Consider the following 25,613-nt stretch of genomic DNA (forward strand, 5'->3'; position numbering starts at 1 on the left):
AATTGACTTAAGGAAACTTTTTTCTTTCATCATAACTCACTTGCCACCTTGTGCGCTCAATGACTGAAATAACTTCGCATTTTATTAGCCCTGCAGAGCTACAGATAGGAATGTATATCTATCTCGATATCGGCTGGATGGATCATCCGTTTCCGGTGAATAGCTTCGAAGTTCGTACCCAGGATCAAATCAACAAATTACGCGGATTAGGCCTACAAAAAATTCGTTATGCGCCAGAAAAAAGTCATCTAGAAATTGCCCCCGTCGCGCCCTCAATACCTGAGATTTTGGTACCCAAAGAAACTCCTGATGAAATTGCAGCTAAACAACGCAAGGCACTTTTACATCATCAGCAAGCGAGCTTAATGCAATGTGAACGGCAATTCGGACAAGCGACCCAAGAATTTAAACATCTCACCGAAATTATTCATGCGCAACCACTATTAGCGCGCGATACAGCAAGCGGGCTAGTACAAGGGATGCTGGAAGGAATTCTGAACACAGAGGAAGCCGCAATTCGCCTGCTTTCCGAAAAAGCCGGCGAAAAAACAGCCTTACATAGCGTCAATGTGACGCTTATTGCGTTACTCTTGGGTAAAACACTAGAGTTGCCAAAAGACGACATGCTGGAATTGGGCATTGGTGCGCTATTGCATGACGTTGGCAAGATGGAATTGCCCGACAGATTGCGTTGGCTCGATGAACAAAGCAGTCCGGCAGAACGTCAGCTTTACCAAAGCCATGTGGCACATGGTGTAAATATCGCCCGTAAATTGCAATTGTCAGCGAATGCTACCGTCCTCATTGCACAACATCACGAATACGCAGATGGCAGTGGTTATCCGGCACATATTCACGGCGAAAAAATGACCGGACTCAGCCGCATTATTTCTTTGGTCAATCGTTTCGATAACCTCTGCAACCCGATCAATGTGGCGCATGCTGTGACTCCGCATGAAGCTCTGTCGCAATTGTTCACTAAAAATAAGACGCAATCAGATACATCAACCTTAACCGCGTTCATCAAAATGATGGGGATATATCCACCTGGCTCAGTGGTACAACTCAGTGATGAACGCTATGCTTTAGTCGTGTCGGTCAACTCCAGCCGCCCAATTAAACCTAGAGTGATTATTCATGATCCACATATACCCCGCGAAGATGCGTTGGTCGTGAACCTTGAACATGAGACCCAGATCGGCATACGCCGCAGTCTGAAACCCATACAGTTACCCAAAGCAGCCTACGACTATTTATCACCCAGAAAACGTCTCTGCTATTTCTTTGAACGTGCGAGCGATCCTTTGTCGCTCGCCAGCAATCTGCAAGGACCGCTGTCATGATACAGCGCCAATGGGAAGCCTTAATTGAAGGGATGATAGAAGGCGTTCTGCTCGTTGACCCTTTGCAATTACAAATCCTCGCGGCAAATCGCTCTGCCCATAAACTTTTGGGCTTGCCACCAGATAGCCTACTCGGGACGCCGGTGGTGGACTTGGCGTCCTCGCCTGAAGATATGTTTTTTTGGGAAGACGTCGCTGCTGGGCTATCGAATAATATTTATTCAGAAACGCTGTTGAAGCGCCCCGATGATTCGATTATTCATGTGGTTAGACGGGTCAGTTTGGTCCATCTGGATCTGGAAACAACTTTGTACGTGGTGGCAATCCGCGATCATACTGATCAGCGTCACGTCGAGACCGAATTAGAAAAACTCATTGCCGAATTACGGGCGACCTTAGAATCTACCGCCGATGGGATTCTGGTCACTGATTTGGATGGTGGTATCCGCAGCTACAACCATCTATTCGCCAAACTCTGGAATTTACCGGAAGAATTATTGACTCAGCGCGAAGACATAGCGATCTATTCCTGGATGGATCAATGCATGGTTGATGCGAGTTACTACAATGAACGACTAGCGGCAATTCGCCGTTCGCCTTTAATGGAAGCGAATGATGTGTTGGTGCTGCACTCGGGCAGAGTTCTAGAGCGCGTGACCTTGCCACAGTATGCACGTGGACGCCCCATAGGCCGGGTATATTCTTTCAGGGACATTTCACAAAAACTGGCGGATCAGGCTCGTATACAACTTGCCTCCAAAGTATTCGAAGCTAGTACGGATGCGATTTTTATCACCGATAAAGAACAAAAAATCATCACCATCAATCCTAGTTTTGAAAAGCTCACGCAATACAATGAAGTAGAAATGTTGGGCTTGAGCATTGAAGATTTTTTGATCGATCAAAATAATAAGGAGACATTGCAGCACTTACTGCATGATCTCAACACCCAGGGTTTTGGAGAAGGTGAAATCTGGAATCGGCGCAAAGATGGGCACGCCTATTTATGTATGATTTCGCTAGTGAGAGTGCAGGATGAACACGGCCAGACCTTGCATACCATCGGTTTTTTTAAAGACAGAACCGAAAGTTATAACGCCAAACAAAAAATTGAAGAATTGGCGTTTTCAGATGCGCTGACCGGTTTGCCGAATCGCTTATTGCTCGAAGAACGCATCAACCAATCGATCACTCATGCCAATCGCGGCAATGGCGAATTCGCTTTATTGTTCCTCGATCTGGATAACTTTAAGCAAATCAACGATTCACTTGGTCATCCGTTTGGTGACCGCGTTTTGATTGAAGTCACCGAACGCCTGAAAAATTGTCTGCGCCAAGTCGATACTGCAGCACGCCTTGGTGGTGATGAGTTTGTTTTGTTGCTGCACCAAGCAAATGCGGGCGGCGCCGAAATTTGCGCCCGTCGCGTATTGGCTGATATGAGCGCGCCATTCTGTCTTGATGGCATACAATTTAGTGTGACCTGCAGTATTGGTATTGCGCTTTACCCAGCCGATGGCAATAGGATTGAAGATCTGATCAAAAACGCCGACAGCGCCATGTATTACGTGAAAGAACGCGGACGTTCGGATTTTCGCTTCTATCAGCGCCAGATGAATATTGGTTTATTGTCGCGCGTGAAAATTGACCATGCGATGCGTCAAGCCCTAGAACATCAAGAATTTCGTTTGCATTATCAGCCTTTGGTCTGCTTACGTACCAATCAAGTGTTTGGCGCGGAGGCGCTTATACGCTGGCATGACAAAGATTTAGGGGAAGTTAGTCCAGCAAAATTTATTCCTATCGCTGAAGAAACCGGTTTGATTATCGCCTTAGGAAGCTGGGTGATGCACACAGCCATCGCTCAGGCAGCAAGTTGGAACAAAGATGGTCGTCACTTGCGTATCTCTATCAATGTGTCAGCGCTGCAATTTCAGCAGGCCAATTTTGTCGACACTCTGGCGAATGCCTTGGACGATGCACATCTCGATCCGGGATGCATAGAACTTGAGTTAACGGAATCGATTTTGATCCGAGACATTGACGAAACCCTTAAAAAACTCCACGCGATTGCGAAACTCGGTGTCAGGATGTCGATCGATGATTTTGGTACTGGCTATTCGAGCCTCAGTTATTTGAAACGTTTTCCTATCAATAAATTGAAGATAGACCGTTCTTTCATCATGAACCTGACTAAGGATGAAAGCGATATCGCCATTGTGACTGCGATCATCAGCCTCGCGCATGCCTTAAAACTCAAAGTCATCGCTGAAGGAGTGGAAACAGAAGAGCAAAGAGAATTGCTGTGCGAATTAAATTGCAATGAGATACAAGGATATTTAATCGCTAAAGCACTCAATCCACATGAATTCGAAGCCAACTTTTTACAAGCAGAAACACCATTGGAACAGTCGGCATTACATAAGTTGAGCTGACACAATCTTCGCCTCCGTCCATTCGGCTATGAAGGATTCCTTTGCTTGCTCAAGCTCCTCACAAATCAGTTCAAATTCACTAGCTTGTGCAAATTGCTCGGTGCACGTGGGCTCACATCTTGAATACAATACGCATACCTAGTATCGTTACGTGATTGTTTATTCACACTGTCTTTTATTTCCTTCAAGGATTTTCATATGAAAAGAAGTTCGATTCTGATCGCCGTTGCTGCCGCCCTTGCCGTTAGCTATCCCACTGCTGCATGGATCACCGGCAAACGATTAGAAACGAAATTGAGTAAGCTAGATGGCCAAGATCTTTTATTTTCGAATTTCAAAGTCGTCAAACAACACTATACGCGCGGTATTTTTACATCGACGCAAGAAAGTACGATAGAGCTCAATACCATGGGAATGGCGGCTAAATCTGCGCTACCAACCGATGGCACGATGCCTGGCAGCGCCAAGCCTCTACAAGTGCAGATTATTAATCACATTCAACACGGCCCTGTGCCAGGAATTTTCGGCATTGGCGCTGGAAAGATAGATACCGAAATCGTCCTTGATGCGGCCAGTCTGGCCGAATTGAAGAAAGTTTTTGGTGATAAAAAATTCTTGGAGATCCGTACGGTCTTGAATTATACCGGTGGCGGAAGTTTCAGAATCTCCAGCCCTGCAGTGAAAACAACGGTCGGCCCAACGCAAGACAAGCTCGATTGGAAAGGTCTGCGGTTTGACATAGGATTTGATGCCAGCTACAAAAATTTGAGTTTTGATTTTACGTCACCAGGCGTAGAAATCATCACCGCCAATGGCAGCACTACCCTCAAAATGGGTGAAATCAAGTTACAAGGCAAAGCCGAGCGCGCCTATCCAGATGGATTTATCTATCTCGGCGAATCCAAAGCCAGCATTAATGCGATCAGTTTTGTCAATACACAAGCGGGCAATAAGGGCATGCAATTAAAGGATGTAGTCATAGAGAGCAGCACGCACGCGGATCACGACTTAATTAATTCCGAACTAAAATTTGGCATCAACAGTATCACGATGAATGACAATCCTGTTGGTAGCGTCCATTACGATTACTCGCTACGTAATTTACATGGTCCGAGTACAAATCAGTTGTTCCTGGAACTTTCTCGTACTGATCTGGCGAAAGAAGACGCGGTACAACTGGAAGAAATACAGAAAAAATGGAAGCAATACGCGATAGAAATTCTTAAGCACGATCCACAAATCGCACTCGATCGTTTAAGCCTGACGGGGAAAAATGGGGAATTTAAAGTCACTGCCAAACTTGGTTTCGTTGGCGTGCAGGCAGAAGATTTCGACAACCCCACGCAACTGTTGACGAAAATTGAGAGCACAGGACAAGTGAGTTTAAGTGATGGTTTGGTTGACGACTTTATCGACGCAAGTCAATCAGATCCCGAAGCACGCAATATGATGCGCAGTATGTTTTACTCGCAAATAGAAACTTGGGAGACACAGGGATTTTTGCAGCGGGAAGGGAAATCTTACCAATCTCAATTAAGTTGGAAAAACGGACAGTTCTTAGTCAATGGCAAGGCCTTCCCCGCAAAACCGACAGGCGATGCAACCACTAGCGTCCCACCGCCAGCGACTATGCCAACGAAATAAATGCGCTAACCTGAGTTCTCTCAATACAGTGCCCATAAAAAAAGCGAACTGAATACAGTTCGCTTTTTTTGCAAGAACAGCTGCGTTTTAGCACGCTAACTGTTCTGATATTCGCCGTAATTACTTCACGCCGTGCATCAATTTTTGCATCAAAGGTGCGATCAGGAACAACACGATACCGGCGCCTAACAATGAGTAGAAACCGAAAGTGTAACCACTCAAAGCGGATGCAACCGACATCCCGCTATCGCCACTAACATGGCTAGCGAAAATGCCTGACAAGTTGTTACCAATACCAGTCGACAAGAACCAGCCGCCCATACCAAATCCTACTAAACGGGTTGGTGCCAATTTGGTCACCATCGATAAACCGATAGGCGACAAGCATAATTCACCGATCGATTGGATCACGTACACCATGAACAAAGTCCAGAATGGAATCTTGCTCTTGTCATCGACCAAGAAAGTCAATGCGTACATCAACAAACCAAAAGCCAATCCATTGCCGATCAAGCCCAAACCAAATTTGCGTGGGATAGAGGGGTTCATATTGCGACGACCGAGCATCACCCACACCGCAGCAACCACTGGAGCGAACGCAATAATTGCTAAAGAGTTGACGCTTTGAAACCAAGCATTTGGGAATTCAAAACTACCCAATTGACGGTCAACAATTTTATCGGCGAGGAAAGTAAATGAGCTACCGGCTTGTTCGAAGAAACACCAGAATAAAATATTGAAAGTAAAGATCATCAACATCGCGATGACTTTGTCCCGTGCCACTTTACCGTTCTTAAAACCTTCAACCAGTAACAAGACCGAGAGGGCAAGAAACATACCGCCTAAAATCCATTGGATCGTATCGGCGCCTAAACGCAATAAGAAATACACCAAAGGAATAGCAGCCAAAGCACCGATTGCCACATAGATCACACGCGTCGGTGATTGTGCTTCAGGTGCTGGAGCGCCGATACCTTGCAAGGTCTTGCGGCCAATAGCAAACCAAATCAAACTAATAATCATACCGATACCAGCAGCAATAAATACGACCTTGTAAGCAGGCGTGTCACTGGTATTGAAAACCTTCTGCGCTAATAATTGGGTGAAAATTGGTGCCAAGAATCCACCGATATTGATACCCATGTAGAAAATGGTGAAACCGGAATCACGACGTGGGTCAGCTACGCTATACAATTTACCTACCATCGTTGAGATGTTCGGTTTGAACATCCCATTACCGACAATAATCGTCGCTAAGCCTAGATTAAAGACATCCAGACTCGGGACGGAAATCATAAACAGCCCGGCGGACATAAATACCGCACCAAGCAAGATTGACCGTTGATAACCAATCACACGATCGGCAACATAACCACCGAATAAAGCACCGGCATACACTAACGCCAGGTAAGAACCATAAGTCGCACTGGCAGCGGCCTGACCGGTTGCTGCGCCGTTATAGAACTGTTCAACGACGTAGAGAACCAACGCCCAACGAATACCATAGAACGCAAAGCGTTCCCAGAATTCGGACATGAATAACATCCACAGTGGAGCCGGATGCCCCATGATTTGCTTAAATTCTGGAATTGGGGTCTCTTGACCCGGTGTGATTGCAGCACCGCTCATGCAATTTTCTCCTGTTTATATTGTATACAACGTATTTTAGATTTATTAAACGCACTGATTGTCCCGCTGTATTCCCTGATTCTTTTGGCCTTAGTCTGTTCCCATTGCAAGACGAAAGTATCTGTGTCAATGATTTACAAAAAATACAGGGATTTTCAACGACGGTGCATTCTAAACTAGAAATGCTCGTGATGAGACCAATTTGTCTCGGGCGAGCGAGGAAGATTTGTTGCGCAATGCGGCAAAAATTGGGCGGGATCAGGTCAACTTTAAGTCCACTTTATGCGCACTACAAGCCAAGATGGGTTCTACATCAAATGATCATGGCAACGAAGTCATGAGCTGCGCCAGCGCCTGCTCTAGTGTTAGCACGCTAGTGTCGATAGTAAACTCGGGATGAAGAGGGGCTTGATAAGGCGCGCGGACACCGGTTAATTGCAGGCCGGGTTGTTGTTTGGCTTGCTGATAGAGTCCTTTGACATCCCGTTGCTGGCAAACCTCTAAGGGTGTCGACAAGTAGACTTCCCGCATGTTGTCAGTGCCAATGAGTGCCCGCGCATTATTGCGCCCCTGTAAGGTCGGAGAAATCAGTGCAACTATACAAAAAATGCCGCTTTGATTGAGGATTTTTGCAATTTCAGCAACACGACGCATTTGCTCTTCTCGGTCTTCAGGAGAAAAGCCCAGGTCTTTCGACAAACCATTGCGTAGTTCATCGCCGTCGAGGATGCATACGGGATAATGTAATTGTCTTAGGTGTTGCGCCCATGCTTGCGCCAAGGTGGATTTGCCCGCTCCAGATAATCCGGTCATCCACCAAGTGAGGGCTGTATCGATGTGTGGGGTAGAAAGTACCGACATAAGTTAAGCCAATTTGACAACAATCGAGCGGCTATCATACACAAAAATCGTGCCGGCTTTCATCGTATCGCCCAACTTGTGGCAGTTTTCAGGGCTAAGGAGCTAATAGAGCGTAGTAATTAAGATCTAGGTAAGCATCGTCCCGGCGAGCAACTTCCCGCCTGCGCCCTTCCCATTCAAAACCCAGTTTCTGCACCAACTTAGCGCTGGCGATATTTGCCGGTTCTATCTCTGCCTCAAGGCGATGCAATTGCAAATCATCAAAGGCAAAGCGCAATAAGCTAAGTAAGCACTCATGCATGATGCCCAGACCCCAGTAGTCGGGAAGCAACCAATATCCAATATCCGCATTATGATTGTAGGCATCGATCTCGTAGATGCCACAACTACCGAGGATCACCGCCGGTGCTTGGGTTGAGCAAATTGCCCACCAGTAGCCTGTCTGACTTTGCTCCATGTCTCGATACCAGTCTAACTGCTCTTGTGTCGCCGCTTCGCTGTCGTAGGCAATTCCATAATGCGCGATCACTCTTGGATTCGACAGCGCTGCGTAAATCTGAGCACGGTCTTCTTGTTGAATTTGTCGCAACAAAAAACGCTCGGTCTGACGCAGGGGGAAAGGAGTCTCAGTAGTCATCGCAGGTTATTTACTCGGCTAAGTCGCGCTATCAGCGAGGTCAGAAATCACTAGTCTAGCCGAATCACAAGGGACTTCGTTATCTCTATCGCAATTTGTCATCGGCTTGTCAATTTCCGTCTCTAAGCTAGCAATACTCAATAACCTAGCCGGAGGAAGGCAGATGTATCCGAATCACGAAAAATTAATAATTTTCGATGCAGATGGCACCATTATTGACGCTTTTAGTGCAATAGAAAACACCTTTGCTCGCCATGGTATGGATATCGGTGACCTTGAAGATTTTCAAAAACGCCACAAATTCTTCAAGTATCTTGGAGGGATCAAAGAGTTTCCCATCAATATAAAAAAACAACTAGGCAAAAAAAGTCGCCAACAGGTGCTCACGACCTTGACCGACATTTATCGCGAAGAAGCGCAGCTTTATGAAGGTTTCGCTGACTTAATCAAACAATTGATGGCGCAGAAAAATATTCGCGTTGGTCTGGTCACCCGCAATGTCAGTCGAGAACCGCAAATTACCATGGAAAAACTGTTTGCACGACACGATATTGATCTTGCCGCGTTTGACTACTTCGCGCACGTACCTATCCGCGCCAGCAAAGCCGATTTTTTCGTATCAGCACGTAAACAATTTGAAATTAACCCGGCGCGCGCCTATGCTTGTGGCGATGAGCATAAGGATTACGCAGCGACTTTGACGGCCGGCATGATTCCTATTGTCGTGTCGTATGGATTTGAGGATTTTCAGCGTCTCAGTAAGAAGTTTTTGATCCCTGGAGACATCATTGCACGCTCACCGCAAGAGCTCTGCGGACGGGTACGACATGCCTTGGACTTGCCTGCATAAGTTGACAATACCGGCTTGTGCATTGAGACACTTAAGAATAATGTCGAATCCTTGCGCTTTTTTTCGTCAATCTCGCGTATTGATTTAAGCCATCTATTCAGCCTCAGTATTTTAAGCCTCAGTTTTGCGCTAACGCAATAACGTATCAATGCTCCAGGCCAACAGGTGTAAATCGGTTAGAGTGGAATGTACGAAATGGACGTTTGTGATGTTTTTACATATTGAGAAAGGTTTCAACATGAACAAAGTCTTGCAACTACGCCGCAACGCAATAATCTGCAGTCTGATTGCTGCGGCATTAGCCGCCTGCGGTGGCGAACCAACTCAACAAACACCCCCACCTAAAGCCATCGGCTTAGGGGTATTTAGCGGCCCACCTGGTGCCCCCGCCGATACTGTCACATTCACTGGTACCAGAAATAATTACAGCATTACACGCACCGCAACTGGCTTTTCGGTAAAGGACAATGTCGGCGCAGGTGGCACAGTGAATGTTGCTGCAACCGCGCTGTTAAAATTTAGTGATGTCACCGTGAACCTTGCTATAGGCGAAAAAGCAAAGACGATCACTGCCGCCAACCTGAAAACGCTGATTGAACTCTACATTGCCTTCTTCAATCGGGTTCCTGATGCTGATGGTATGGCTTATTGGATAGATCAAATCAAAAACGGTATGACAGTCGATGCTTTATCGAATAGTTTTTACGCTGCGGCGATTGAATATTCGAGCGTCACGGGTTACTCCAGCAGTATGTCAAATGCCGACTTCGTGCGGATTATCTACAAAAATGTCTTGGGCCGTACGGGTACCACAGCACCGCCCGATGCTGATGTGAATTACTGGGCAGCACAACTTACCTCTGGCGCATCGACCAAAGGTAATCTGGTCGCAACCATGCTCAATTCAGCGCATACATTTACGGGCGATCCGACTTGGGGTTGGGTGCCGCAATTACTCGACAATAAAGTTAGCGTTGGGACTTTTTTCGCGATTGAACAAGGATTGAATTACAACACCCCACAAGATTCCATAGAAAAAACCGTCGCAATTGTGAGCAAAATTACGGCGACGAATATCGCTGCAGCAAAAACGGCCATTAACATTCTTGACTTGACTTTCAATTCAGGGGCCAGCTATACACCGAGTGGAACGGGCAGCGGTACAGGCTCCTCCAAAGATTGCTACAACAAGAATTTGATTAAGCTGGGCGTGACTTACAACACAGAAATGTCGTCCAGCGTCACCACCTTAGGTCAAACCACAAATTATGCGGTGACTTACAGGCCCAATGGTAGTGCCAGCTTCAACGGTATCAATGCGCAAGAGCTCTTGACCGACACTGTCATCTTGACCGGTCTGGGTGCGGGCACGACCGCGCAAATCAAATCGTATCTTAATGTCTACGACGACGAGTCGCTGGTCTATGGCTCTCGTGTGGCTATGTCGGTGCAAGGTGCTGGCAATTACACGGTGGTTGCAACGATGACGCCGCCGAAACGCACGCCATTCACAATGTCAGCGAATGAAAGCTACACACAAACTTACACCATCCAACAAAATGCTGTAGGGAGCCCATTCCCACTCACACTACCAGATCAAACCGTCACCGATAAGCTGACCTTCCTAGGCATAGAATCGGTCACTGTTCCTGCTGGCACATTCTCAGCCTGCAAGTTTAAGTTTGAAACCAACACCGACGGCGCGACGGTCAGTAACTACACTTGGCAAATAGCAGATGCAAGCTATCGCGGGTTGACTGCGAAAATTGAAGCGCAAGATGTAATCACGGTGGCGACCAAGTTGAGTATCCAGGGGCAGTAACTAGCCCAAGAGCCAGTGGCGATTCTGGCTTAGCTAAGGCAGAAAAAAAGACGGCTTTTGCCGTCTTTTTTTCTTAACTCAGAACTTAGCCTGGTCAACGTCATGGATAAACTGTAGCAGACCCGTGAAATAATGTTCGCTATCATCGTACATCGACATGTGACTACCATTCGGACAAGTCAAGCTACGGCCACGTTTGACCTTGGTCGCCATCGCTGCCATATAGGCTGGATCCATGGTGTCGTGTTGACCGCCTATGGTCAGTGTCGGCACGGTAATTTTGCTTAAGTCAGCACTGCGATCCCAGTTGACTAATTTACCGCTCGCGCCCAGTTCACTCGGTCCCTGCATCGATACATAAATCGCCGGATTAACATGCTTAAATGAACGATTCACCGGATCTGGCCAACTCGCCTGCGGCATCCGCAATACATGTTTTTCGTAATGATGCGGAATCAATAGTTCCATATAACGTGGATCTTCATATTTACCCGCTGCTTCTAGCGCTTGCGCCTCTTTCAGCACGGCTTGATCCATCGCTGGCATCAAAACTTTTTTCGCGTATTCGTTATAGGCAGGAATGCTATCGACCATATTTGAAATGATCAAACCTTTTAAATTCTGCTGATACTTCAAGGCATATTCCATCGCTAAAATACCGCCCCAGGAATGACCTAAGAGATAGAAATTTTTCTGATCGAGCTTTAATGCTTGTCGTACTTGTTCGACTTCTTCTACATAGCGAGGCAAATCGATCAGGGACGGATCTTGTGGCTGATCGCTGAAGTGAGAGCCTAGTTGATCATAGTAATAATATTCAACGCCTGCGCCGGGGAAATAGCTATCAAAAATTTCAAAATATTCGTGTGTCATGCCGGGGCCGCCGTGCAGTAATAAAACTTTGATGCTGGGATTGTTACCAGTACGCTTAGTCCAGACTTTAAATTCGCCCTTCGGCGTGTTGATCTTGATTTGCTTAACACCACCAGAGAGGACATCATCGCGTCCGGTTTGATCGAAATAGCTGACAGCCTTAGTGACAGTTTGTGGTGCTACAGGAGTTTCACTTTTTTGACATGCGCTTAGGGTGAAAGCGAAAACGCCAGCGATGCTTAAGGTACTGAATATCTTTTTTCATACTTATTCCTAGGGTTAATCTCGCAAAATAGTTTTTATGACGGCTTGGTACTCAGTGTGAATTGTTATGCTGGTCTAACGCATGCTCTATCCTGCGATCCGGAACCAGCCACATTAAAGCAACCAGAACATAAATAACTTGTGCAAGGATAGGCACGTAAAACGCTATCGCGATGCCGAACGCATATAGGACGATGGAGAGTTTGCCTTTGAGATCACGGCCTATGGCATTTTTGATGACCGCATTATCGCTGGCAGCACAGATGATGGAATATTGCAGCATCCAATACGCCAAGGCTGACATGAATAAGATGACGCCATATAAAGCCGTCGGTCCCGCAGAAAAATGATTCTCACCCATCCAGCCAGTAGCGAACGGCACCAGTGACAACCAGAACAGCAGATGCAAATTCGCCCATAAATTACCGGCACTGATATGGTGCGTGGCATGTAGCATGTGATGATGATTCCACCAGTGTACAATTGAACCTACTGATTTATTTACAGGGGTTTGTATCATGAACTATGGCTATATTAGATATTCTGATGGTAGACAAGAGCGCGGTAGCAGTGTGGCACGGCAAGAGGATTTAATAAAGCTTCGTTGTCCTGATATTGCCACAGAGAATATATTCATTGATCGAGGTGTTAGCAGCTTCAGAGGAGCTAACCTTGAAGAAGGTAGCCAATGGTGTGAGCTGCTAAAGGTGGCTAAGAGTGGCAGCACAATCTATGTAGAGCAAATTGATAGACTTACTAGGGCAGGAATTGACAAGGCTCAAGAACTATTTAGAAACGTCAGGAAAGCTGGAATAAACATTGTCACCACAGTAGATGGTCATCTATTTGAAGGTGGAAAAGATACAGATGCGGGAGACGCTATACGAATAGTATTTGCTGCTGATTTAGGTAGAGCTGAATCTGCTAGCAAGAGTAAGAGGGTGGCAGCTAGCTATGTTACTAGGAATGACCAAGCAGCAGAGGGTAAGAAGATTAAGATACCTCTAGCAAGCTGGTTAGACTATGACAATGGAAAGTATAAGCTTAACCATCGCGCTGAAATTGTGAAGCTAATATTTGAAATGTGCATTAGTGGCACTGGTGCTGCTGCTATAGCGATAGAGCTTAACAAGCGAGGTGTTAAACCGTTTAAGTTTGAGAAGAAAGAAGAGAAGGCAAAGAGGGAGGGAAAGAAGTTAGAGGTAGAAGAAGGGAAGGAAGCTTCACCGCCTCCTCTTTGGGGTGCTGCTAGTGTATTTGTTATTCTTAGGAACAAGGCTTGCTATGGCACATACATTCCATCTGCATGGAAAATTAGAGAAGCTAAACGAACTGGTGAAGTGTTTGAAAATACAACCAAAGAGATTGCTGATTATTTTCCCGCTGTTATCACTGAGCACACTTATTATGCTGCACAGGAAGCACTAAGAATTAGACGGAATACTAGAGCAACCAAACAATCTAGAGAAGATGCACCTTTTAATTTATACCAAGGTGTAGCTCAGTGTGCCTGTGGCTCTAGACTTCATGTTATGGCTAAGGGTGTTGCTAAACAAAGGTATTTGGTCTGTGCTGGTATGAGAGAGAACTTCTCAGGGTTTGAAGTACAGCCGTGAGCTTGTTTGAAGCACTCATACCGCTGCTGTAGTTGATCTGCACTTATGGGATTGTCTGAATCGTCATACATAATCTTCAGGGTGGAGCCTCCATTCATTGTGAATACGTTGTAATGAAAGCCTTGTGTTTGTAGCATCTTGTTAAACCTTAAATTGATCATTTTTAATACCTTTCTTAAACGCAAAGAGCCCCACAGATATTCACTGTGAGGCTCTAGTGGTGTTGCTGAATTGTGAGGAGAATTGCTGCTGAAATTCTCTATTTCTTGCTTTGCGCTGCTAGTTCGTTTTACTCAGTGAAGCACGATAGAGTGATGGTGGAATGCACTCAATTGATTCAGGGATGATCTGATAATTTTTTTTAAGCCAGATAGCAATTTCATTTGAATATGTGAGCAAGGCGCTACAACTAATGACTGCAATTTCGGGGAATGATTCAAGGTAATCTGAGTGTATCTTTGCAAGGGCTGCATGTTCCGCTTCCCTATCTGCTATGGCTTGCAATCTTGATTCGTTCTCTTTTTTCTTCAGAAGAAAATAGTCATCGTCTGACAATTGCTTTGGAGTAAGTAATTCCTTCTCCAGCTTGATAGCATTATCTTTGTCACGTTTGATGGCTGCATAATACGCCTGCTGTGTTGCCTTGACCTCCCGTATCGTTTGCGGGTCATAGGTTTTGTAGATATCAAATTCGTACAAATCAAATTTTGTACCATCGCTTGCCGTATAGGTGTTTACATATATTGTCATATTGTCCTTATAATATTTATTGTTTTGGTGTGTGTTGCAGGGAGGGAGGAGCATCAAAGTTATGATGCTCCTCTGGAAGAGCTACATACAAAGCTTTCTGAGCTAGCACAGGGTTAATATTTAAAGTGGGTTAAGCCCTTGAGGTAATACAATCCACTGCTACAAACACAACCACGGTTGTTCTGCTACTTCTGCTTGATGCGCTCAAGTAGATCGTTTCTTAATGGCTTCATGCTATTTCACGTTGCTTAATGAGCTGTGCCAAGATGCTAGAGGCGCGGTAATCGGGATTCTTCAATGTAAGCAGACAATGATTCAGCATCGGCATGCTCCAATTTTTATTGGTGAAACTATTTATTTCGTTCTGATGCAAATAGATGAAAATCTCTGAGGCTGTAGCACCAGCGGCTACTTTATCTTCTAGAATTTTCAACAATTCACTTGGTGTTTTGAAATTCATCTGCTATGATTCCTTATCTCATATTTTAGGGAGGGGACACTATAAACTAAAAAATAGTTCCGACCCCTTGAGTATAGCACTATGTATAGTATTTTGTCAACCCCTTTGGGTAACTATTTTATAAAATAATCAAATATTTTTGAGTATCAACTTTGAGCTGTCATTTTTTTCCAAAAATTTCTAGGGATGACTTGGAAAGAACAAAAATTAGAATGACACTGCTTTGGAATATCACAGAGGTACAGAATCGAGGGCATGGTCTAACCCGCCCTGTATGTGCTATCAATATAACAATGCCAAATATTAAAATATCTCAAGCTGCTAGAGCGTCTATAAGCCTCTGAAATGAGGCATGGTAGGGAATTGTCAGGCTGTGCTGAGAGCCTCGTAGAAGCCCGTTTAGAGGCTTCTATGCCATGATTGGAGAGGGCTATTCTGCTATGAGAACAGCTTCTTAAACTTCACATTGTCTTTTTTAGCTTTGCAAGCTGTCCACGGCTTAGTTTTGTTAAATCCATAATCTCAGACCATGAGTGCTCACCACCTTTGAATAGCTTGATCGCTTTCTCATTCTGTACAGTATTAACAGGGCGACCTTTGTACAATCCCTTCTCTTTAGCGACCTTAATGCCCTGCGCTGCACGTTCTCTACGCTTCAAGTAGTCGTTACGGGCAATAACACTCATAATCTCGATCATCATATTATTAACTGCACGCATCATGCCATCGGTTAAGGAATCAACACTAACCAACTGGTGACTAGTAGGTAAGTCCATTACAACGAGGCGCAATTGCTTCTCAGCCATCAAACCCTTCAACTTCTGCCAGTCTTCATCGGATAAGCGAGTCAAACGATCTACAGACTCAATTAACAAAATGTCATTAGGCTTGCACTCTGCCAGTAGGCGGGTTAGTTCAGGGCGGGAAAGCTTCGCACCAGACTCATTCTCAGCGTACATCACCGTGCCATGCAGCCCTAGTGAAGCGGCAAACACTTCCAATGACTCTTTAGCTCTGAGGGCATCTTGCGAATCCGTCGAAGCCCTGAGGTAAATGTGTGTTGTCGGTGCAGTCATGGTGAACCCTCCTAATGTGTAGGAGTTCATTATACATAGTCCATTTAATAAAGTCCACACAGACTAGTTCATTAAATCAAAATAGTTCATTATTTACTGGTAATCTTAGGCTATAGTCTAAATGAACTCGATGGTGAACAGGTGTTTTAATACCGTAAGTCATTGATTTAAAAGACTATTTCATGATTGGAATTGATGAAAATAGCCCCCTATTGTGCTAAAAACGAGGGTCTTTTTGAGTGTAAATGTAGAGCTGGCGAGGGTCTTGAGAGGATTTAGGCTACTTTGAAAATAACTCGCATTATTGCGCGTGTGGCGATTAGACCGTTTGAGCTTTAGGTGTATTTGTACATTGAAGCTTGTTCCAGTAGATCCCGATGTAGACAAAACTCAATACATAACTAAAAAACATCGGTATCAATGGCAGTAAAGCTTCCATACTCTCGCCGTGCGGCACTTTTAATTCCAATACCATGATAGTGATAATGATGGCGATGACACCGTCGCTGAAAGCTTCTAATCGTCCTTTTCCCATATTCGTCCCTTTCTTTTTATTGATATGCTGAATTTACTTATGATGATTTGATCTTTGTCGTGTCAGTTTAGTGATTACAATATTTGACCTGATTTGTTTTTTGATGCAAGCCCATTCACGATTTAAGGCTATGACGCAGACCACTATTGAATATCCCGAACAAGTTGCCCCCTCATTCCCCGATTTCTGGCTCGCCCTGCGTTTTTGGCTCAAGCTAGGCTTCATCAGTTTCGGTGGCCCGGCCGGGCAAATTGCGATTATGCATCAAGAATTAGTGGAAAAACGTCGTTGGATTTCAGAACAACGGTTTTTGCATGCACTCAATTACTGCATGGTGTTGCCCGGGCCAGAGGCGCAGCAATTGGCGACTTATATAGGTTGGCTGTTGCATGGTGTGCGAGGCGGCGTGGTGGCGGGTGTGCTATTTGTACTGCCTTCTCTATTTATGTTGATTGCTTTGTCCTGGCTCTACATTGCCTATGGTCAGACTAGTTTAGTAGCAGGACTGTTTTACGGCATTAAACCCGCCGTGACCGCCATCGTTTTACAAGCAGCACATCGAATCGGCGGACGTACTTTAAAGAATGCGAGCCTATGGGGCATCGCGCTAGCGGCTTTTATCGCGATCTTTGCTTTGAATTTACCCTTCCCTCTGATTGTGTTGTGTGCCGCTGCATTGGGCTATTTCGGTGGACGGTTTGTGCCGCAGCATTTTCGTGCGGGTGGCGGCCACGCTACGAAATCTAATAAGCTAAGCTATGGCGTCGCGGTAATCGATGATCACACACCGACGCCAACCCATGCTCGATTCAGTTGGGCTGGTTTGAGTCGGGTTTTGTTGGTGGGTGTGGTGCTGTGGGGTTTGCCTATGCTGAGCTTGCTCTGGCTACTTGGATGGCAGCATACCTTCACGCAGATGGCGTGGTTCTTTACCAAAGCGGCATTCATGACTTTTGGCGGTGCTTATGCGGTCTTGCCTTATGTGATGCAAGCGGCGGTACTAGAGTATGGCTGGCTTACTGCGGGGCAGATGATTGACGGTTTGGCCTTGGGTGAAACTACGCCGGGGCCTTTGATTATGGTGCTGGCTTTTGTGGGTTTTGTGACGGCTTATGTACAGGCCTTGTTTGGACCCGATCAGCTATTTTTAGCGGGTAGCGTGGCGGCGATTTTGGTGACGTGGTTCACCTTTTTGCCTTCGTTTATTTTTATTCTGGCGGGCGGGCCTTTAATAGAAAGCACGCATAATCAAATCAGTTTTACCGCCCCCTTAAGCGCTATCACCGCTGCGGTGGTGGGCGTGATCGTCAATCTCACGCTATTTTTTGCCTACCATGTATTGTGGCCGCAAGGGTTTGCAGGAAGCGTTGATGTTTGGGCTGCGGGGATTGCGTTATTGGCGGCGATTGCCTTGATTCGTTTGAAATGGAATGTGATGTGGGTAATCGCATTGAGTGCTGCAGCTGGTTTGGCAATACGATTTGTCGAGATAATTAGTGGCTAATTTTAACAGCTATGCGTCAGAGAAAATGGTCGGCAGGCACCGACCATTTTCAGGCGCCTAGACCGGAAAATTAGTCGAGAAAGTCAGAATACTCCTTCTGCGCATAACCTTTGGTATTCTTCCAAGGAGTTTCTTTACTCAACTTGTTACTCACTTGTATCTCGATACGGCGGTAAGAGTTACTCGCTTTGTCGCCATTTTCAATTACCAGCGGAATCTGTCTTTGCTCATCCCACAAGACACGCTGAAAGGCACCATTCTTTTCGCGTTCGTACCAAACAGCATTCGGCACAGTGGAGACCTGTTTCGAGAGCGGCATCGCCTTCACTAATTTTGGATCGACTAAGAAGTAGCTGTTTTCCCACGAACCATCGAAATTCACATTACCGTAGTCTGCAGGTGGGATGGAGATGCGTATTTTATTGACGGTGTCGATGTACTCCAACTGCACTTTGTTGTTTTCGAAAGTCACGTGGCGCGGTACGAGCACGTGATTAAAATGCTGATGGGTATCTTCGCTACTTTTCTTTGTATTGTTTTTCTTAACTGCCGGCGCTTCATGGTCATGTGCAGCACCGCTCGCCGTAGGCAAAACGCGATATAGCCAGATGTGGCCATCTCGTCTTTGCATATTGTCCTGATATTTTGCTTCACGGGTAACGCCTTCCGGCGTCAACACTTTGCTGTAATAGCTGATGGTTAAATCAAGCTCAGGTGCTTTGGGAAGATCTTTGGCTAGAGCAAGGTTGGAACCAAAAAGTACAAGGGCGAATAGTGAGCTGGGAACGAATTTCATACAATACCTAAATGGGAAAAACACACTTCAATAACAAACTTCAATAACAAAAAATGAGTGAGTCGAAGACTCACTCATTTTTATTGCGATGACTACTCAATGCGACTTAGAAACCAAACGCCGTTTTCAACAAATTAAATACTTTCGTATTGTCGATAGTGCCTTTGAACAGTTTTGAGTTGCTGCCAGTGGCAAGCAATTTCACATCGCCACCACCATGTGTTTCGCTGCTCAAACGTACGCCTGTCTCTTGCAAATAATTATCTCCCAATACGGTCACGCTGTCTAAGTTCGTACGTGTTGCAGGACGATTTGGTCCGTTACCGAATACCAAAGTCGTGTAAGTATTACCGTCTGCATCTTTGCTTGGTTGGCCAGTTTTGTAGTCACGATTGATATCCAAAATCGGATTACCTTTTTTGCCGTAGCCATTGAATGCCATGGTGTGATCATGGTCAGCCGTCACAATGATCAAGGTATTTGCCAATGTTGGGTCAGTCAATTTCGCTTTATCCAAAGCAGCTTTAATTGCATCGTCAAATGCAATGGTGTCAGTCAATGCGCGTTTAGCATTCGTGCCATGCAAGGCGTGATCGATACGACCACCTTCGACCATTAAGAAATAACCGTTGGTGTTTTGCGAAAGAATATCCATCGCCTTTGTCGTCATTTCCGCCAAACTAGGTTGATTCGCGCCTTCGCCTAATGGTGGCGTTGCAGTACGGTCTAATTCATATTCCAAATGGCTCTTGCTGCTATACAAGCCGATGAATTTTTTGGTGTTTGGTGCAGCAGCCATTTCCGCTTTATTGGCAGCGACGACATAGCCTTTTGCTGCCATTTCTGCTAACAAATCGCGACCGTCAGCGCGACCAGTTTTGTTGCTAGTCGCGTTGAATGGTGTGAAGTGATTACGACCGCCACCCATCAGTACGTCAACGCCATCACCCAAGGCTGCATTGTAACCAGCACCACCAGGTACTACTTGCGCTGCGATATGGTATTGCGCGTTGCGATTACAGATGTGTGAAAAAGTCGCTGCGGGTGTCGCATGTGTCAATTCAGTTGTCGTGATAGAACCAACTGCTTTACCTTTGGATTTAGCCAATTCCAAAATAGTTTGTACCGACGCGCCGTTACCAGTTGCTGCACAGTTGTTCACCGTGAGATTGCCGTTGACATCTTTACCTGGTGGCGTGGCGACTGTGTCCGCAGTCATGGAGATGACTTCGTTTTTCATCTTCACGCCTGTCATATATGCCGCCATTGATGGCGCGCTATCGGTTGTTTGTGCATCGTCCGAGAAAGTTTTGATACGCGCTGTGCGTTCCAACTTATCCATAGTCAAGCTACCGTCTTCACCGTATTTGTAAATACGAGAAGCTGTCACTGTGGTTGGACCCATGCCATCGCCCAAAAAGAAGATGACGTTTTTTGCTGTGCTTTGGGCTGCTGCTGTGTTGGCGAATGCCATGGCTAAGGTGAGTGCCAGCGTTTTAGCCAGCGGCGCTACGAATGCGTTAGCGATAGAAGTGTTTTTCATGATGAATTCCAATTTTTGTTTGATTCTTGATGTCGATAAGCGTGTAAATGAATTACAGGCCAACTGCTGCCTTGATCAAATTGAAGACCTTCGTGTTATCGATCGTGCCATAGAAAGTATCTGCACCTTTGCCGATGGCACCTAAGAACACGTCTGCACCGCCGTGAGTTTCGCTACCGGCACCAACGCGGATGACCGCTTCTTGGTGATACGTATTGCCGCTGGTGAGCGTTTCATCAAAGTTCGTCAAAATAGAACGTGCACCTTGCGTACGATTTTCACCGTTACCGAAACCAATGATGGAGTAAGGAACGCCATCCGCATCTTTGTCTGCTGCACCAGTAACATAGTTTTTCACCACGCCCAAGACACCTGGGTTAGTCGCCGATGTTTTGCCTGTGCGTTTTGCGTAACCGTTCAATACTAAAGTGTGATCATGATCCGCTGTCACGACGATCAAGGTATTTTTCAACTCTGGATCTGCTACTTTCGCTTTAGCAATCGCAGCTTTGATCGCATTGTCAAACGCGACTGTATCTTGCAAAGCTTTCTTCGCTGTTGTTTCGTGCAAAGCGTGATCGATACGACCGCCTTCTACCATCAAGAAATAGCCTTTGCTATTTTTCGCTAAAACGTCCATGGCTTTGGTCGTCATTTCTGCCAAGCTTGGTTCTTTGGCTGGGTCACGATCTAAGTCATAGCTCATGTGGCTAGACGTGAACAAACCAAACAGACGATCTGTTTTGCTTGCATCGATTGCTGCAAATTCTGTGCTATTGCTAGCAAACGCGTAGTTTTTCGCTTTCATTTCGGCGATCAAATCACGGCCGTCAGCGCGCTTACCACCATCTTTTGCAGGTACGAAAAATTGCTTACCACCACCCAACAAAACATCTAATCCGGTCGTGCCCAATGCTGTGTTGAAACCCACACCACCTGGAACAGCCGCTGCAGCGATATCGTTTTCTAAATCACGATGACAGATATGGGAATACGTCGCTGCTGGAGTTGCATGCGTTACGCGTGTGGTTGTCACGACACCAGCAGACAGACCTTTCGCTTTTGCCGCTTCCAACAAAGTGGTGACTGGAGTGCCGTTACCTGTGCCGCAATTGTTTGCCAAATTATTGCCGTTCGCATCCGCAACTGGAGATTTTGCGATCGTTTCTGGAGACATGGAGAGCACTTCATTATTCATCTTAACGCCTGTCATATACGCTGCCATGGATGGCGCGCTATCAGTGACTTGTGCGTCATTTGAGAAAGTTTTAACGAAGGCTGTTTCTGGCAACGTGTCGATCGTCAATTCACCATCTTCGCCCACTGCATAAATACGCGCTGCAGTCATGGTTGTCATGCCCATGCCGTCACCTAAGAAGAAAATCACATTCTTCGGTGGTTCGACGACGGGTTGTACGGTGCTGGAATTGTTAGTATTGTTGGTGTTGCTACTGCAACCAGAAGCAAGTACGCTCAATGCGCCTAGAACTGAGATCAAGAGAAGATTCGGTTTCATGTTATCCATCCTACGTGGTCTAAAAAAGCGGACTATAGCAATACTCTATGACCAGTTTGTGACCAACTTTTCTGAATTTTTCTTTTAGGCGAAAATCTCTAAGTCATCGCCACGTCATAAACTAATGGCAAAAAAAAGAGCCCGCATGGAAAACCATGCAGGCTCAAACCGGTACTACTCACTACTACAAAAGCGTGTATCAAAGACAGTGGTGCTGACGTCGATACGCTTTACCAACAAAACTTAAGGCGTGACCACCTTCGCTTTCTTGCCACTAATGGCATAAAAAGCTTTCACCGCCAAACGATAAAGCAAGCGTAGGAAGGTCAGGGTCAATACCGCTTCACCTAAAGTTACCAACACCGCCAACACCTGGTTATAACGATCCGCGCGACGACCCATTTTTGCCATCATACGATCACGTGCGATTTCGATGCTGTCGTAGAAACTTGGCACCACCAACAAGGTTAAGATCGTCGAGGTAATCGTACCACCGATAATCGCAATGGCGAGTGGGCGATAGAATTCACCACCTTCGCCCAAGCCCAAGGCAACCGGGATCATGCCTGCGATTAAGGCAAAAGTCGTCATCAAAATCGGACGCAAACGAACGCGGCCGGCGTGCATCAAAGCGTCTTCACGATTCATGCCATCTTTCTCTTGCTTGCGTGCTGCATCTAACAACAGAATCGCATTTTTTGCGACCAAGCCCATCAGCATAATAATGCCGATAAAACTCATCAAATTAATCGTGCTGCCAGTCAGCATCAAAGCAATCACGACACCAATCAGAGACAAAGGTAAAGACAACATGACTGCCAATGGTGCAGTGAAAGAGCCGAACTGCATCACCAAAATCAGATACATCAAACCGATACCAGACACTAAAGCGATCAACATTTCTGTGAACAATTCGTTTTGATCCTGCCCTGCACCTGCCAGCGACAAACCATAACCCGCTGGGTAATTAAATGATTTCGCTAACTCCATCGCTTCTTTCGTCACTTCACCGCTAGAACGTCCTTGCGCATTCGCCGAAACCGTAATCGTACGCTTACCATTACTATGTTCGATCGCAGAAGGACCTTTGCCCATCGTCACCGTAGCTATTTGATCGAGCGGTACCATCTCTGTTGTTCCAGATACAGCAATCGGTAAGCGTTCGATATTTTCTTTACTGACGCGATCTGCTGGGTGCAAACGCACCGCGACGTCACGTGTTTCGCCTGTCGGATCTACCCAGTCACCAACTTCGATACCTGCAAAAGCAACCCGCAATGCCTGTGCTGCATCATTGATAGAAATACCCATGGAATTTGCTAAGCCACGGTTCATTTCTATCTTCAGTTCTTTCTTAGGATCTTGCTCAGACAAACCAACATCGACCGCGCCAGGAATCTTGCGCAATTGCTCCATATAAGCAGAAGTGATCTCTATGAGCTTGCGTGAATCTGGGCCGGTAAATTCGATCTGAATAGGCTTACGTGCACCATTGTTCAGATCATCCAGCACCACATACTCAGCACCGACTAACTGTTTAACTTTTTCACGCAATTCCACCGCAATTTCTTTAGCACTACGCTTGCGGGTGTTCTTCTTACCGATGTCAACATAGATACGACCGCCCGCTGCATTGATATTGCTATTCGTGTCTTTGACCTCAGCAATCGTGCGCGCTAATGCTGCGGCTCTTTCCATTTTCAAACGTGCATACTCAACCGAGGAAGACGCAGGGGTACGTACTTCTATCATCAAATTGCCAGAATCTGCGGTCGGCAAGAAACTTGTGCCGCCCAACGTCACCTGCAAGATGAGAGCGCCAACAAAAGTCGACAAGGCAATCGCGCCCATCCAACGACGATGGTGCAAGGCCCATGCAATTACACGACCATAACGATCCGCCTGACTATCGAACCAATCATTAAAACGTGCCAATACTTTGCTCAAACCTTTTTTCGGTGCAGTGTGATGATCCGCCGGATCACCCCAATAAGCCGACAACATAGGATCAAGCGTGAAGGAAATTCCTAAACTGACTAAGACAGAACAAGTCACGGTCAGCGCAAACGGACGGAACCATTCGCCAGAAATGCCCGGCATGAAAGCCACTGGAATAAAGACTGCGATGATAGAGAAGGTCGTCGCAGCGACTGCTAAACCGATTTCTGCCGTGCCTTCTAAAGCCGCGGTACGACGATCCGACCCATTTTGCATGTGGCGAACAATGTTTTCCCGCACCACAATCGCATCATCAATCAAGACACCGATCGCTAAGGACAAGCCGAGCAAAGTCATGAAGTTGAGCGTGAAACCACATAACCACACAGCGATGAAGGCTGCAATCACTGAAGTCGGCAAACTCAACGCGGTGATCAAAGTCGAACGCCATGAATTCAAGAATGCATACACCACGAAGATGGTTAACACAGCACCGAAAATCAAGGATTCGATCACATTGTTCAAACTATTCTGGGCGTCTTTACCACCGTCACGCGTGACTTCCAACTTGGTGCCAGGATGATCTTTCGCCAAATCCTTGTTAATCTCTTCAACCGCTTTCACCACACTCTTCGCAACACTGACGGTACTCGATTCGCGTGAACGGGTTACTTGAATACCGACGTTCGGTTTGCCACTACGGATACTGATGCCATTAATATCGGCGAAGCCATCTTCTATCGTTGCCACTTGTCCTAAGCGCACGATTTGATCGCCGCGACGTTTCACCACGATATTTTGGAATTCGCCGGGGCTTTCAATACGGCCAACTAAGCGTATGCTTTCTTCTTCTAAATCACCACGTACTTTACCGACTGGCGCATTGGTGTTTTGACTGCGCAAAGCAGCAACTACTTCACCGGCTGATACATTGAATTCACGCAAACGTTCAGCCCGCAATAAGACTGACAATTCACGACGCAAAGCACCATTCACGTTGACTGTTGCGACACCCGGAATACCACGCAAGCGTGTCGCTAAAGTGTCTTCTGCCAAGCGTGAAATTTCAGCGTGTGATTGACTGCTAGACGACAAAGCCAGATTCACAATTGGTTGGGTCGATGGATCAAAACGCTGCACGATAGGTTCACGCATTTCAGTCGGTAATTTATAGCGTACTGTGGAAATCACATTCCGCACTTCTTCCGCCGCTTCGATCATGTTCTTCTTAAATGAGAAGCGCATTTCAAAACCCGCACTACCTTCGTTTGCGTAGGAATACACTTCATCCACGCCAGAAACGCTTTGCAAAGACTTTTCTAAGCGATTAATAATTTCACGCTCAACCGTATCAGGCGATGCGCCTGGATAGGGAATGCTAACGAAGAGTCCGGGAATCTCAACATCGGGATTTTGATTGACGCGCAACTTACTCATCGCGAGTAAGCCCATCGCCATCATCGCGATAATTAAGACGATGGTCGCAATCGGTCGTTTAATACTGAAATCAGATAAAAACAT

19 protein-coding genes and 1 pseudogene are annotated in these 25,613 nt (G+C 46.0%); 7 read left to right on the forward strand and 13 right to left on the reverse strand.

Annotated elements, in window-relative coordinates; all coding sequences use genetic code 11:
* Nucleotides 1-59: 59 nt before the first annotated feature.
* The 3 genes from ACO0KW_RS10730 to ACO0KW_RS10740 all read left to right on the forward strand — a co-directional run bounded on the left by ACO0KW_RS10730 (nt 60) and on the right by ACO0KW_RS10740 (nt 5,422).
* Nucleotides 60-1,343, forward strand: a complete 1,284-nt coding sequence (locus ACO0KW_RS10730; RefSeq protein WP_423053070.1) for an HD-GYP domain-containing protein — start codon at nt 60-62, stop codon at nt 1,341-1,343.
* Nucleotides 1,340-3,778 (forward strand): sensor domain-containing protein, encoded by a 2,439-nt coding sequence (locus ACO0KW_RS10735; protein ID WP_423053071.1) that lies wholly within the window; start codon nt 1,340-1,342, stop codon nt 3,776-3,778. The genes ACO0KW_RS10730 and ACO0KW_RS10735 overlap by 4 nt, the downstream gene beginning before the upstream one ends.
* Nucleotides 3,779-3,976: 198 nt before the next feature.
* Entirely contained in the window at nt 3,977-5,422 is a 1,446-nt protein-coding gene (locus ACO0KW_RS10740) for a YdgA family protein (RefSeq protein WP_423053072.1), read from the forward strand.
* Nucleotides 5,423-5,542: 120 nt separating this feature from the next.
* On the opposite strand, the gene ACO0KW_RS10745 is transcribed toward ACO0KW_RS10740, so the two are convergent.
* From ACO0KW_RS10745 to ACO0KW_RS10755, 3 genes are all read right to left on the reverse strand, one after another.
* Nucleotides 5,543-7,051: a peptide MFS transporter gene (locus tag ACO0KW_RS10745; RefSeq protein WP_423053073.1), complete on the reverse strand. Its 1,509-nt coding sequence runs from the start codon at nt 7,049-7,051 to the stop codon at nt 5,543-5,545.
* A gap of 321 nt (nt 7,052-7,372) precedes the next feature.
* Nucleotides 7,373-7,912 carry an adenylyl-sulfate kinase gene (cysC, locus tag ACO0KW_RS10750; RefSeq protein WP_423053074.1) on the reverse strand — a complete coding sequence of 180 codons (540 nt, stop codon included), beginning with the start codon at nt 7,910-7,912 and terminating at the stop codon, nt 7,373-7,375.
* A gap of 94 nt (nt 7,913-8,006) precedes the next feature.
* The gene (locus ACO0KW_RS10755) at nt 8,007-8,549 is read right to left on the reverse strand and encodes a GNAT family N-acetyltransferase (protein WP_423053075.1); all 543 of its coding nucleotides are present in this window, start codon (nt 8,547-8,549) and stop codon (nt 8,007-8,009) included.
* 163 nt (nt 8,550-8,712) lie between these two features.
* On the opposite strand from ACO0KW_RS10755, the gene ACO0KW_RS10760 reads away from it, so the two are divergent.
* A complete protein-coding gene (locus ACO0KW_RS10760; RefSeq protein ID WP_423053076.1) occupies nt 8,713-9,399 on the forward strand; it encodes an HAD family hydrolase in 687 nt (228 codons plus the stop codon).
* Nucleotides 9,400-9,607: 208 nt separating this feature from the next.
* A complete protein-coding gene (locus ACO0KW_RS10765; protein ID WP_423053077.1) occupies nt 9,608-11,221 on the forward strand; it encodes a DUF4214 domain-containing protein in 1,614 nt (537 codons plus the stop codon).
* A 78-nt stretch (nt 11,222-11,299) separates the two neighbouring features.
* Here the strand turns inward: ACO0KW_RS10765 and ACO0KW_RS10770 are convergent, their stop codons facing one another.
* Both ACO0KW_RS10770 and ACO0KW_RS10775 read right to left on the reverse strand, forming a co-directional pair.
* Entirely contained in the window at nt 11,300-12,349 is a 1,050-nt protein-coding gene (locus ACO0KW_RS10770; protein WP_423053465.1) for a proline iminopeptidase-family hydrolase, read from the reverse strand.
* Nucleotides 12,350-12,410: 61 nt separating this feature from the next.
* The gene (locus ACO0KW_RS10775; protein ID WP_423053078.1) at nt 12,411-12,878 is read right to left on the reverse strand and encodes a TMEM175 family protein; all 468 of its coding nucleotides are present in this window, start codon (nt 12,876-12,878) and stop codon (nt 12,411-12,413) included.
* Here ACO0KW_RS10775 and ACO0KW_RS10780 point away from each other — a divergent pair.
* Complete coding sequence (locus ACO0KW_RS10780) at nt 12,877-13,974, forward strand: recombinase family protein (RefSeq protein WP_423053079.1); 1,098 nt, start codon at nt 12,877-12,879, stop codon at nt 13,972-13,974. The two genes, ACO0KW_RS10775 and ACO0KW_RS10780, sit on opposite strands and share 2 nt — an antisense overlap.
* Before the next feature lie 279 nt (nt 13,975-14,253).
* Here the strand turns inward: ACO0KW_RS10780 and ACO0KW_RS10785 are convergent, their stop codons facing one another.
* From ACO0KW_RS10785 to ACO0KW_RS10800, 4 genes and pseudogenes are all read right to left on the reverse strand, one after another.
* The gene (locus ACO0KW_RS10785) at nt 14,254-14,724 is read right to left on the reverse strand and encodes a hypothetical protein (protein ID WP_423053080.1); all 471 of its coding nucleotides are present in this window, start codon (nt 14,722-14,724) and stop codon (nt 14,254-14,256) included.
* Nucleotides 14,725-14,953: 229 nt separating this feature from the next.
* On the reverse strand, nt 14,954-15,184 hold the full coding sequence (locus ACO0KW_RS10790) for a hypothetical protein (protein ID WP_423053081.1): 231 nt from the start codon (nt 15,182-15,184) through the stop codon (nt 14,954-14,956).
* A 461-nt stretch (nt 15,185-15,645) separates the two neighbouring features.
* Nucleotides 15,646-16,260, reverse strand: coding sequence for a recombinase family protein (locus tag ACO0KW_RS10795; RefSeq protein ID WP_423053082.1), 615 nt, complete (start codon nt 16,258-16,260; stop codon nt 15,646-15,648).
* Between the two features lie 361 nt (nt 16,261-16,621).
* A pseudogene (locus ACO0KW_RS10800) lies at nt 16,622-16,795 on the reverse strand (TMEM175 family protein); the annotation flags it as partial.
* Nucleotides 16,796-16,925: 130 nt separating this feature from the next.
* On the opposite strand from ACO0KW_RS10800, the gene chrA reads away from it, so the two are divergent.
* The gene (gene chrA, locus ACO0KW_RS10805; protein WP_423053083.1) at nt 16,926-18,299 is read left to right on the forward strand and encodes a chromate efflux transporter; all 1,374 of its coding nucleotides are present in this window, start codon (nt 16,926-16,928) and stop codon (nt 18,297-18,299) included.
* Nucleotides 18,300-18,369: 70 nt separating this feature from the next.
* On the opposite strand, the gene ACO0KW_RS10810 is transcribed toward chrA, so the two are convergent.
* From ACO0KW_RS10810 to ACO0KW_RS10825, 4 genes are all read right to left on the reverse strand, one after another.
* The gene (locus ACO0KW_RS10810) at nt 18,370-19,095 is read right to left on the reverse strand and encodes a hypothetical protein (RefSeq protein ID WP_423053084.1); all 726 of its coding nucleotides are present in this window, start codon (nt 19,093-19,095) and stop codon (nt 18,370-18,372) included.
* Between the two features lie 106 nt (nt 19,096-19,201).
* Nucleotides 19,202-20,569: an alkaline phosphatase gene (locus ACO0KW_RS10815; protein WP_423053466.1), complete on the reverse strand. Its 1,368-nt coding sequence runs from the start codon at nt 20,567-20,569 to the stop codon at nt 19,202-19,204.
* Nucleotides 20,570-20,690: 121 nt separating this feature from the next.
* Nucleotides 20,691-22,154 (reverse strand): alkaline phosphatase, encoded by a 1,464-nt coding sequence (locus tag ACO0KW_RS10820; RefSeq protein ID WP_423053085.1) that lies wholly within the window; start codon nt 22,152-22,154, stop codon nt 20,691-20,693.
* Nucleotides 22,155-22,397: 243 nt separating this feature from the next.
* Nucleotides 22,398-25,613: an efflux RND transporter permease subunit gene (locus tag ACO0KW_RS10825; protein ID WP_423053086.1), complete on the reverse strand. Its 3,216-nt coding sequence runs from the start codon at nt 25,611-25,613 to the stop codon at nt 22,398-22,400.

The organism is Undibacterium sp. Ji22W, from assembly GCF_049340305.1.
GTDB lineage: Bacteria > Pseudomonadota > Gammaproteobacteria > Burkholderiales > Burkholderiaceae_D > Undibacterium.